The 10,764-nt window shown below is 46.3% G+C and carries 9 protein-coding genes and 1 tRNA gene; 4 read left to right on the top strand and 6 right to left on the bottom strand.

Features of this window, described 5'->3' with window-relative positions:
* Positions 1–142: 142 nt before the first annotated feature.
* The 3 genes from miaA to cfa all read left to right on the top strand — a co-directional run bounded on the left by miaA (position 143) and on the right by cfa (position 3,472).
* Positions 143–1,099, top strand: a complete 957-nt coding sequence (gene miaA, locus PPHA_RS05990) for a tRNA (adenosine(37)-N6)-dimethylallyltransferase MiaA (RefSeq protein ID WP_012507965.1) — start codon at positions 143–145, stop codon at positions 1,097–1,099.
* Positions 1,100–1,313: 214 nt separating this feature from the next.
* A complete protein-coding gene (locus PPHA_RS05985) occupies positions 1,314–1,952 on the top strand; it encodes an STAS domain-containing protein (protein WP_012507964.1) in 639 nt (212 codons plus the stop codon).
* 401 nt (positions 1,953–2,353) lie between these two features.
* Entirely contained in the window at positions 2,354–3,472 is a 1,119-nt protein-coding gene (cfa, locus tag PPHA_RS05980) for a cyclopropane fatty acyl phospholipid synthase (RefSeq protein WP_012507963.1), read from the top strand.
* A gap of 6 nt (positions 3,473–3,478) precedes the next feature.
* On the opposite strand, the gene PPHA_RS05975 is transcribed toward cfa, so the two are convergent.
* From PPHA_RS05975 to metG, 3 genes are all read right to left on the bottom strand, one after another.
* Positions 3,479–4,732 (bottom strand): exo-beta-N-acetylmuramidase NamZ family protein, encoded by a 1,254-nt coding sequence (locus tag PPHA_RS05975; protein ID WP_012507962.1) that lies wholly within the window; start codon positions 4,730–4,732, stop codon positions 3,479–3,481.
* 56 nt (positions 4,733–4,788) lie between these two features.
* A tRNA-Met gene (locus PPHA_RS05970) sits at positions 4,789–4,864 on the bottom strand.
* 46 nt (positions 4,865–4,910) lie between these two features.
* Entirely contained in the window at positions 4,911–7,013 is a 2,103-nt protein-coding gene (gene metG / locus PPHA_RS05965; RefSeq protein ID WP_012507961.1) for a methionine--tRNA ligase, read from the bottom strand.
* A gap of 323 nt (positions 7,014–7,336) precedes the next feature.
* Here metG and PPHA_RS16760 point away from each other — a divergent pair, with 323 nt between their 5' ends.
* Positions 7,337–7,564: a double zinc ribbon domain-containing protein gene (locus PPHA_RS16760; protein ID WP_083765311.1), complete on the top strand. Its 228-nt coding sequence runs from the start codon at positions 7,337–7,339 to the stop codon at positions 7,562–7,564.
* A 22-nt stretch (positions 7,565–7,586) separates the two neighbouring features.
* On the opposite strand, the gene PPHA_RS05960 is transcribed toward PPHA_RS16760, so the two are convergent.
* The 3 genes from PPHA_RS05960 to PPHA_RS05950 form a co-directional block, all read right to left on the bottom strand.
* A complete protein-coding gene (locus tag PPHA_RS05960; protein ID WP_012507960.1) occupies positions 7,587–8,564 on the bottom strand; it encodes a PSP1 domain-containing protein in 978 nt (325 codons plus the stop codon).
* Between the two features lie 189 nt (positions 8,565–8,753).
* Positions 8,754–9,527, bottom strand: a complete 774-nt coding sequence (locus PPHA_RS05955; protein WP_012507959.1) for a lysophospholipid acyltransferase family protein — start codon at positions 9,525–9,527, stop codon at positions 8,754–8,756.
* Positions 9,528–9,534: 7 nt separating this feature from the next.
* On the bottom strand, positions 9,535–10,743 hold the full coding sequence (locus PPHA_RS05950; protein WP_012507958.1) for a pyridoxal phosphate-dependent aminotransferase: 1,209 nt from the start codon (positions 10,741–10,743) through the stop codon (positions 9,535–9,537).
* Between the last annotated feature and the right edge of the window lie 21 nt (positions 10,744–10,764).

The following is a 10,764-nucleotide window of genomic DNA, read 5'->3' as shown; positions in this document are numbered from 1 at the left end:
GCTTGACGAGAGCCACTGTTAATCCAGTTTTTCGGGCTGACATGATGGAAGTCACGCATACAGAATGAAGAGATGGTGATTTTGGTTTACCATTTATTTCTATCTTGGAATGAAATGGATCATCTTCTACCAAATAAAAAATATGGCCACAGCAGAGAAGAAACAACCGTCGGTTATTGTTATTCTTGGACCCACAGCTTCTGGCAAATCTGCCCTTGCTTTGGCAGTTGCAAAAAAGATCGGAGGTGAAATCATCTCTGCCGATTCACGGCAGATTTACCGCGAATTTGATATCGGTGCAGCGAAACCTTCGGAGAGTGCGCTCGGGGAGATAAGACACCATTTTGTCAATGAAAAAAATATTGGAGAACCCTTCACGGCTGGTGACTTTGCCACAGAAGCTGCAGAGCGGATTATCACTCTGCACCGAAGGGGAAAGCGTGCGGTTGTTGCTGGAGGATCCACACTCTACCTTGAGGGGCTGATTGAAGGGTTTGCTGATCTCCCTCCCGCAAACCCGGAAATAAGAGCAAGACTGCTTGGTGAACTTGAAGAGGAAGGAAACGAGAAGCTCTATGCAAAGCTGTTCGAAAGAGACCCCGATCAGGCCGCAACTCTTGACCCCACAAAAAGCCAGCGCCTTATCCGAAGTCTTGAAATCATTGAGATAACCGGTTTGAGCGTCACAGAGTTACAGGCAAGGGCAAAAAAGCGACAGCATGGTGACCTCTGCTTTGTCACTACAGGGCTTGCAATGGAGCGTGCCACGCTCTATCAGCGTATCAACCATCGTACTGATAATATGATTGATGCAGGACTCTACGATGAGGCTAAAGGGCTTTATCACAAGTATCACAAACTGATTGCCAGTGGAAAAGTATCTTCTCTGCAATCGGTGGGATATCAGGAATTTTTTCAATACCTCGATGGAATGATCTCGTTTGATGATGCTGTTCGACTGATAAAGCAGCATACACGCAATTATGCAAAACGGCAGTTGACTTTTTTTCACAATCGGCTCAGCGTAAACTGGACAGATGCCCCATTGAACAGCAAGGAGCTTGACTCGCTGGCTGAACGGCTTTCAAAAGGCCCCTGATCACTCCATTTACCTCTATGTATGCAAGAAATCTTTTTTTCCGGATTAAAATAAATATTAACAATGAGCTTTTTTTTTACCTTAGGTATTAATGACTCTCCCATGGAAATCATGCCCTGTGTTTTTTATCAACAAGTTGCATAATCCTCTTGGCGAGTAATTCTCTCTCTGTTTTATTTATAATCTTTTACAGGTTTTATCGCAGGAAATCACCATGAAACACTCAGTATCAACCCGTAAAGAATTGACCATCCTGAAAATAGAGGAAGATGTTTTCGATTTCCGTCATAAAGAGGCATTCAGGCAGGCAATTGACGGAATGGTGAACAAGGAGAACACCAAAAACCTGATTATCGATTTTTCTCAGGTAAAAGCCATTGATTCCTGCGGAATAAGCTCAATGCTGCTTGCTCATCAACTCTCGAATCAGTCAGAGGGATTGGCCATTTTTGTCTCTCTCTGTAAACAGATCAAGGATCTTCTCAAATTGACCAATCTCGACAAACAACTCTACATTTTTTCTTCCATAAATGAGGTTGTTACCCTGATTGAGCCCGCAATGAAAAGCAAGCGAGGTGTGAGAGGAAAGTCACAGACTCCGGTAGATGAAATCATCGATGAACTCCTGTGCGATGATCTTGATCTTATCGTCGAACCAGAGATCCACGATGAACATCTCGACGAAAGCCTTGACGAACAGCTTGTAGAGCCCGATGAAATGGCCACTGAACCGGAACTCCCCAGCCCAAAGGCCGAAAAAGAGAGTGGCTCAAAAAAAAGAGGACGTCCCAAAAAACCGGAATCAGAAACGACATCGAAACAAAAAAAACAGAAAAAAGAGTCTGAGGCTTGACTGACCTCCTCTCTGTTTCCATTCTCTGAACTCCTGCTCCCATCCAGAATTCCTGAACGGAAGCTCTTCTCCTGCTTTTTTTCAGCTCCACGGTTGAAAGTACACCCTTTCGATCCACAAGCAACCTGGAGAAGGCTTGACAAAAAGCCGATCATTACGTACATTACACTGTATTTCGGTATTATACATCAGCGATGAAATAAAAAAGTTGCTGAGTATGAGGTGAGGATTTTTTCTTCAGAAATAACGAGGGAGAATTGCTTGCAGATCTGGAGATTGACAATTTCCAGTCAACAGGCAATACTTGCATAAGGGAAATGCGCAGATTTGTCGGTTGAGGACAGAAGGAACATTCAAGGCTTCAGGATAGCTTCTTACCCATCAAAACTGACTCTCAGGAAATGTTGAACAACTACTTTAAAACGCAGTTGGAACGTCTCTTCGAACCTGCAGACATCAGTATCAATGGCCATCGTCGTTGGGACATCCAGATTCATCAGCCCCTTGTTTTCCAGCGTGTCATCACCGAGGGCAACCTCGGTCTTGGAGAGGCCTACATGGATTGCTGGTGGGATTGCCATGACCTTGAAGAGTTCTTTTTCCGGCTCCTCAGCTCGAAGGTTGATGAACAAATCGTTACTCCGGCCATGCTGGCTGGAAAATGGATCGGCAAAACCTTCAACCTGCAACGACCGTCAAGAGCATTTACCGTCGGGAAACACCATTACGATACCGGGAATGACCTCTTTGAAACCATGCTCGATAAACGCATGATCTATAGCTGTGGATACTGGAAAGAGACTGAGGATCTTGATGAAGCGCAGGAGAAGAAACTCCGCCTGGTATTCGACAAACTGCAGCTTAAGCCAGGAATGCATATCCTCGATATCGGCTGCGGCTGGGGTGGAGCTGCCCGCTTCGCTGCTGAAGAGTATGGTGTTTCGGTGACCGCTATAACGGTTTCTGCCGAACAGGCCAGATTTGCCAGGGAACAGTGCAAAGGTCTGCCAGTCACCATTGAGGTGACCGACTATCGCGCCATCCAGGATTCCTTCGACAGAATTTATTCAATCGGTATGTTCGAACATGTCGGACATAAAAATTACCGAAACTATTTCAGGATGATCAACAGATGCCTGAAGCCGGATGGTATCACCCTGCTGCACACTATCGGCAGCAACACACCCTGTACCAATGGTGATCCATGGAGTTGCAAATACATCTTTCCAAACTCCATGCTACCCTCTGCAAGCCAGATTACAAAAAATTATGAGGGGCTTTTCACGCTCGAAGACTGGCACGTCTTTACCTATGACTACTCCCTGACACTCAAGGCATGGCATGAGAACTTCGAGAAGCAGTGGCCAAAACTGCGCACCCGATACAATGAACGGTTTCAACGCATGTGGCGCTACTACCTGTTAAGCTTTTCAGGCTCTTTCCGGGCCCGTTCTATTCAGCTCTGGCAGATACTGCTTTCAAAAAATGGCCTGCCCGGCAGAACAGCTATTCCCCGGTAAGGCATTTCAGTGGTAGAGCAAATAAGAGGCGGGTTTGAACTGCTCCACTTGCAAGCGACTCTCCTCCAGAATGCTTTCAAGGGAAAGCTGTTTTTTGATCATCTTCCGAAAAAGAGGGGTTCCTGCAAGACGGTCAAAAAAATCACCTCTCTGATCAAGAGCAAGTTTATCAGGGTAGAGGCGCTGAAGTTCAAGCAAGAGTGCAGTTGCTGTTCGAAATGGAGTGAACGTTTTACGATCAGTCACCGTGAGCTTCACTCCCTGGCATTGAACGCCGCTGAACTTGCCTGAAGTGGGCTGAAAAATGACGGCACTGAACGAAACTCCCGGCAAGCTGTACCTTTTGAGCGCATCAGCAAGCTCACCGCTTTTGATAAAAGGGGCTCCAAACTGCATGAAAGGGGCATCGGTACCCCGCCCTTCACTGAGGGTTGTCGCTTCGAAAAAGACGGTGGCAGGATAAACTATTGCCGTGTCAATACTTCTGATGTTCGGCGAAGGGCTCTTGAAGCTGAATCCCGGATACTCATCAGCAAACTTGTCCCGCCCGTACCCCTGCATCGCAATCACTCGGAGATCAAGCTTCTTGCAGCATTGCTCCTTCAGCAACAGAGCAATCTCGCCTACCGTCATCGCATGAAGAAAAGGAACAGCAACCGCCCCAACAAACGACTCATATCCGGGCGCCAGCATAAACCCTTCGGCATGCAGGGGAATAACAGGATTGGGACGATCAAGAACCATGAAGGCTATGCCAGCCTCTTCACACGCTTCCATCGCACTCTTCATAGTCGAAATATAGGTATAGCAACGGGTGCCGACATCCTGAAGATCAAAAACAAGCAGATCAACTTCCTGCAACTTTCGGATATCCGGTTTTTTTGAAGCTCCGTAGAGTGAATAAACCGGAAGCGTATCTGAAACCACGCTGCTGCCAACTTTTTTACCTGCTTCAATATCCGCTGAAAAACCATGCTCGGGAGCCATCAGAAACTTCAGGTTAACACCGCTGCGAAGCATGATGGCATAGCCCGGCTCCCCTTTCCGGTTGATGCTTGCTGCATTGGTAATGAGACCGATCCGTAAACCGGAGAACTCCTGGAATCCGGAGGCTTCGAGCCGATCGATACCGCAGAGTAACGGTTCAGCCGAAACAGAATACGAAAAGAGCACGAAGACAACTGCGTAGAAAAAAAACAGAGAGACGCGCTTTTTTCTGGCCAGGGAATACAGTCGGGAACGCAAGTTTTCAAGAGTCATGAGTGCCTGTAAACTGAGGGTAACAAAAAAGCCGCCCTTTGAAGAGGCGGCTTAACTGGTGGTGGGGACAGGACTTGAACCTGCAACCTTCGGGTTATGAGCCCGACGAGCTACCAATTGCTCCACCCCACGATGTTTGTGCTCTCAATGTAAGCAATAAATCTTCATTTGCAAACTTTTATTGTATCTGTCTGCCATTTATTTCCTCTCCTTCGGGTTCTATGACAAAAAGCTTCCCATCAGCGCCTTCTACGGCAAGAATCATGCCCTCTGAAACGTCATCACGAATGGTGCGATCGGCAAGATTGGCCACAATGACCACATTTTTGCCAACCATCTCTTCCGGAGTATAATATTTGGCAATCCCTGCAAGTACCTGCTTCGTGGCAGAACCAACCTGGAGTTGCAGTTTCAGGAGTTTTGCGGCTTTTTTCACCTTTTCAGCCGTGATGACCCTTGCAACCCGAAGGTCGACCTTGAGAAAGTCGTCAAAACTGATGAGCGGTTTGAACTCCATCTTTTGCTGTTCAGCTCCAGCCTCACGTTTTTCAGCTTCAGCAACCAGTAATTCTATTTTTTTGAGTTCAGGAGCGATGTCGGCATCCTCGATTTTTGTGAAGAGAATTTCAGATTTTCCAAGAAGCCGATGACCCTTGTTCAACCCGGGCTTTTTCGCCTGCTCCCAGAGGGAAACGCCTGGCTTTATGAGGCTGTCGATCGTGCCATCGAAACCAAGCATGGCATGTATGCGATTGCAGGTCTCCGGAATAACAGGATAAAATAGAATTGAGAGTGCATGACACAGATTAAGCGATATAGACATAACACGAGCCGCAGCATCAGGATCAGTTTTAATCAGCTTCCAAGGCTCATTCTGAGTAAGAAAACGATTCGCATTGCGAGCAATGTCCATACTTGATGATACCGCCTCCCGGAAATGAAAACCGTCATAAGCCCTTGCTATGTCATCAATCTGATCGCAAAGTAATACGTTATTAAGTAAGTCTTCGCTGTAGTCCCAAGGAACCTCGCCATCAAAACGGGCATTGGTAAAATCAACCGACCGCTTGATGAAGTTACCCAAAGTATCGGCAAGTTCACCGTTGGTTCGGTTCTGAAAATCCTGCCAACTGAAATCGGTATCCTTGTTTTCCGGATAGTTCATCGCAATGCTGTAACGCAGGGTATCGGCCGGAAATTTCTCGAGGAACTCGCCTAGATAGACAGCATAGTTTCTCGACTTCGAAAATTTTCTTCCCTCAAAATTCATGAATTCCGAAGCAGGTACATTGTCGGCAAGATTGTAGCATTCGCTTTGGCGGCCTTCATTCCAGGCCATCAGGATTGCTGGAAGCATAAGCGTGTGGAACACAACATTATCCTTGCCAATAAAATGAAGCAGGCGACACTCCGGGTTCTGCCAGTACTCTTTCCACCGCTCACTCTGCCCCAGTTTTTCTGCCCATTCCCTGGTAAAGGAGATATAGCCCAGCACGGCATCAAACCAGACATAGAGCACTTTTCCCTCGGCTTCTTCGCTCTCCAAAGGAACCTTGATCCCCCAGGAAAGATCACGGGTTATTGCCCGATCTTTCAAGCCTTGCTTCAGCCAGGTATGCGTATAATTGAGCACATTCTGTCGCCAGTCATCCTCATGCTGATGCACATAGCTCTCAAGCTGATCCTGGAACCGTCCCAGCGGAAAATACCAGTGCATGGTCTCGCGAAGTTCCGGAGTCGCATCGGAGAGCTTGCTTTTCGGGTTGATGAGTTCGAGCGGGCTTAAATGGGTGCCGCACTGTTCGCACTGATCGCCATTCGCCTCCGTATTGTTGCAGATCGGGCATGTTCCTGTCACATAACGATCCGAAAGAAAACGGTCAGCCTTGCGGTCAAAAAAAAGCTTCTCGCTCTTTCGTATAAAAATCCCCTTCTCTTCAATGTCAGTAAAAAACTCCTGTGCCGTCTTGTGGTGAACCTCAGAAGTGGTTCGGCCATAATAATCAAAGGAGATACCACATTTTGAGAAGGCCTCACTGTTCATCCGGTGATAGCGATCAACAACATCCTTGGGTGAAATACCCTCTCTCTCGGCTGTAATGGTAATGGGCACTCCATGTTCATCCGAGCCACCGATATGAATGATATCCTCACCCTTGAGCCTCATATAGCGGACATAGAGATCCGCAGGAAGATAGACGCCCGCCAGGTGGCCAAGATGAACCGGACCATTGGCGTATGGAAGTGCTGTTGTGACAAGGGTTTTTGTAAACGGATGCATAGGGTAAAATGATATTAAATACGGTTACACGGATGACGAGATGCAAACAAGCTCCAATATAGAAAATAGAGCAACAAAATAATTCTCCGCCAAAAAGAGGAAACTCGCACCACTCATTTCCTTTATCACACTCATACGCACCGGTATCAAGCATAGTTGAAGAATGCCATACACACTTTTTTCCGGATTATAACTACGCTATATCCTGCAACTAAAGTGATCAACTTCGCGTTCTATGACTTGAAAGAGGATAGCGTTGCAGGAATGTATGATCGTTGCAGAAGAGAAACTGTAGCAACAGTAACACAAAAAATGGAGAGAAAATGAGCGCTTTTAGGTGTCCGAAATGTCAGAACGTGACGGGGGGAGACGAAAAATTTTGTATGAAATGCGGTTATCCCCTTGATATTGTATGCCCTGAATGTGGCAATAACTGGCGGTATATGTTCGATTACCACTTTTGTCCGGAGTGCGGTCACAATATGAAGTCCGGTGAGGTGAAGTTCCCGGTGAAGGAGCGCCACCATACGTCACTGGTAAGTCATCCCTAACTTTGAGACTAAAAACGAGTAATTATTTTTTTACAAACAGGGCGTTGAACTTGTTAATAGGGAATCTGCGTGTCTGATCGTTCTTGAGATAGCGAAGCCAGACAAGTTTTTTCTGAGCATCAACACTTTCTACAACAGCCGGACCCTCAGGCGTGATGACCTTGCTTCCTGCAAGGGGGAGCGATGAGTTGCCGTTCGACTGAGAGCGGCAGCCTTTTTCATGTTTTGAATACCCAAGACAGCATTTGGGACGATTACATAATCCGGTAATATTGAAAGCATGGCTCTCGTTGCCTGCTGCTTCGGTGTATTGCGACTTTTCAGCAAAGGGGTTGGCATGGATTTTAGGCAGCCAGCTCGAGCAACAGAGAAGGCAACCGCATGGCCCAAAAGCATTCGCTCTCCTTGCTTCCTCTCGTGTGGTTATCTGCACCATCTGGATTCTTGCCTTGAACTCTCCGGCAAGATCACGAACAAGTGTCCTGAAATCAACCCGATGTGAAGAGGTATAGTAGACCGACAGTTTCTGTTGATCCATACGCAATTCAACATCAACCAGTTTCAGATCAAGTTCGTGCTTTTTAATTTTGTTGAGACAGACCTCCCGTATCTCCGATTGCCGTTTTTTCAAATCAAGAATTGCCAGTTTGTCACTCTCGTCAGCAATCCGCAACACTGCAGTCCACTCCTGGCCATTCTTATCCAGCCCTTTGAGCTGAAGCTTTTTGCGCGCTATCTGACCAGTTGAATAAACAATACCAAAATCATAACCACCGTCTGATTCGATAATGACCTGCAACCCGATACTGAAAGGAACTCCTGTGTTGTTGATGAAAAACTCCCTTCTGCAACCCTGCAACTCAACTTCACATATATCGTCGGAAGCATCATCAGAAACTGGCCCATAAATAGATTCCATCTCACTGTGCAGCAATTGTGAAAGCCGCAGCCTTACATTGGTATTATCACCTAAAAGACAACTACATATGACATTGCTCATAACCGGTTAATTTGGAATGCAGGAAACCATAAACCCGCATATATTCTTATATAATTACAACTTAAGTAAATTAAGGACGTTAAATAAGGTGCTTTGATGTACAGAAAACCTCTCCTCTGCCAGCCATTCTCTTTGCTGTCCTCAAGGTAGGCAAATTTATCTTCTTTTTAGCTATATCAGAAATACAGGTTAACTCTTCTCTCTTTTATCCAGATGCAAAAACAGCCTGATCGCTTCAATCCTTCTGTTTATGGATGGCTTTCCCCTGACAAGAAGATGCGCATCATCAAATGTCCGGTTGATAATCTTCTCCTTAAGTTCGTCAAGATGGGTCTCAGTCATCCTCTGCATGTAGGCCGTAAGAGCATCCGGTCCTAAAAACTCGGTAGGGGTAATCTGAAGCGGTTCCCTGAAAGACAAAAACAGCTCAGGTTTTTGCTCTTCGAGGTATTCAATCCGGCTGACAACTGAAACCAGGTAAATCCCTGGAATAGTTTCAAGAACGCGAGAAACAATCGAAGCTGTCCCTTTAAAAAAGAAAAGGGGGCGTTTGTCGATAGACTCTATCCTGCCCTGAGGGAAAATCCACAAGGCATTCTGTCTTTCGCTTTTTGCGGTCAGCAATTCAGCAGCATAATGAATCGTCTGGATCGCACTTCTCGGATGGGAACGGTCAAGAGAAAAAGCTCCTATACGGGTAAAGAAGCGATGTTTCTGCAACTGCTTAAATTCGATAATGATATGCAGATTCTGATGAAATAATTCTTCCGTACAGAGTTGCGACCAGAAACCATCCCACCAGCAGGAGTGATTTGCATAAAATACAACCGGAATACCATGCTCCATCTCCTGCACTCCGGATTGCATAAAAACACGTACCGAATTAAAATACCTTCTGAACTGGCGCCGTGAATACCAGCCAAACCACAAGGTATACAGTCGACTGCGACGGACTTTCAGCATCGACACCCTATTTAAAAGCTCTCCTGATACGATTTATCGCCTCTTCCAGTGAAGCAATCGACGCAGCATAGGACATGCGAAGGTTTTCCGGTGCGCCGAACGCATCCCCCGGTACAGTTGCAACGTGATGGACCTTCAGGAGATATTCGGCAACATCTGCCGAGTCTTTCATAACAACGCCATCAAATGTCTGACCGAGCAAACCACTGATATCGGGAAAAATATAAAACGCACCCTGAGGAAGAGCCGTCTTGAATCCAGGTATACTATTGAGAGCCTCATACATATAATCGCGCCTCTTTTCAAACTCTGCTCGACGCTCTTCAACAATTCCCTGATCTCCTGTAAGGGCCGCAACGGCAGCTTTCTGGGCTATAGCATTAGGATTTGAGGTGGTCTGCGACTGTATCTTGTCACAGGCATCGATAAGCCATTTGGGGCCTGCAAGGTAACCAATTCTCCATCCCGTCATGGCATAGGTTTTCGATACTCCGTTACTCACAATGACCCACTCTTTCATCTCCGGAATCCTTGCTGGAGAGAAGGGACGAACATCACCATAGACGATCATATCGTACATTTCGTCGGAAACGACAAAAATACCACGTCCTTCAACAACTTTCATCAAGGCTCGTACTTCAGCTTCTGTATAAACTGCCCCTGTTGGATTCGAAGGAGAATTCAACACAACGATCTTCGTTTTTGGGGTAATGGCCGCATCAAGCTGAGCGGGTGTCATTTTGTATTCCTCTTCCAGAGTCGTGTGAATAATCACTGGAATGCCGCCTGCAAGACGAACCATTTCAGGAAAACTGACCCAGTAAGGTGCCGGAACAATCACCTCATCACCCTCTTCGCAAAGAGCAAGAAAGGTGTTTGCAAGAGTCTGCTTTCCTCCATTGCTGACGATAATCTGATTTTCCTGAAACTCCAGACCATTATCGCGTCTGAACTTTTCTACAATGGCCTTTTTCAAATCAGCAATACCTGAATTTGCTGTATAACGGGTAAACCCGGCATTAATGGCATCGATACCAGCCTGGTTGACGTGGGCTGGGGTAGGGAAATCCGGCTCACCGGCTGAAAGACTGACGATATCACGACCTTCAGCTTTCATTTTATTGGCCAGATTGCTGATTCGCATGGTCTGCGATTCCTGCATGCTGAGCACCCTGCGGGTGAGATATTGTTCTTCCGGAATAACTGTTTTCGACATATATAAATGGTTTATTATATT

Source organism: Pelodictyon phaeoclathratiforme BU-1, from assembly GCF_000020645.1.
Classification (GTDB): domain Bacteria; phylum Bacteroidota; class Chlorobiia; order Chlorobiales; family Chlorobiaceae; genus Chlorobium; species Chlorobium phaeoclathratiforme.
Note: the sequence above shows the minus strand (reverse complement) of the source record. Positions and strands in the feature narration are given on the sequence as shown.

What these genes read in the sequence shown, in the direction of transcription:
- PPHA_RS16760 (WP_083765311.1), top strand. Translation starts at nt 7,337, where the DNA reads ATGAGCGCTTTTAGGTGTCCGAAATGTCAGAACGTGACGGGGGGAGAC.
- cfa (WP_012507963.1), top strand. Translation starts at nt 2,354, where the DNA reads ATGTTGAACAACTACTTTAAAACGCAGTTGGAACGTCTCTTCGAACCT.
- metG (WP_012507961.1), bottom strand. Translation starts at nt 7,013, where the DNA reads ATGCATCCGTTTACAAAAACCCTTGTCACAACAGCACTTCCATACGCC.
- PPHA_RS05960 (WP_012507960.1), bottom strand. Translation starts at nt 8,564, where the DNA reads ATGAGCAATGTCATATGTAGTTGTCTTTTAGGTGATAATACCAATGTA.
- PPHA_RS05985 (WP_012507964.1), top strand. Translation starts at nt 1,314, where the DNA reads ATGAAACACTCAGTATCAACCCGTAAAGAATTGACCATCCTGAAAATA.
- miaA (WP_012507965.1), top strand. Translation starts at nt 143, where the DNA reads ATGGCCACAGCAGAGAAGAAACAACCGTCGGTTATTGTTATTCTTGGA.
- PPHA_RS05950 (WP_012507958.1), bottom strand. Translation starts at nt 10,743, where the DNA reads ATGTCGAAAACAGTTATTCCGGAAGAACAATATCTCACCCGCAGGGTG.
- PPHA_RS05955 (WP_012507959.1), bottom strand. Translation starts at nt 9,527, where the DNA reads ATGCTGAAAGTCCGTCGCAGTCGACTGTATACCTTGTGGTTTGGCTGG.
- PPHA_RS05975 (WP_012507962.1), bottom strand. Translation starts at nt 4,732, where the DNA reads ATGACTCTTGAAAACTTGCGTTCCCGACTGTATTCCCTGGCCAGAAAA.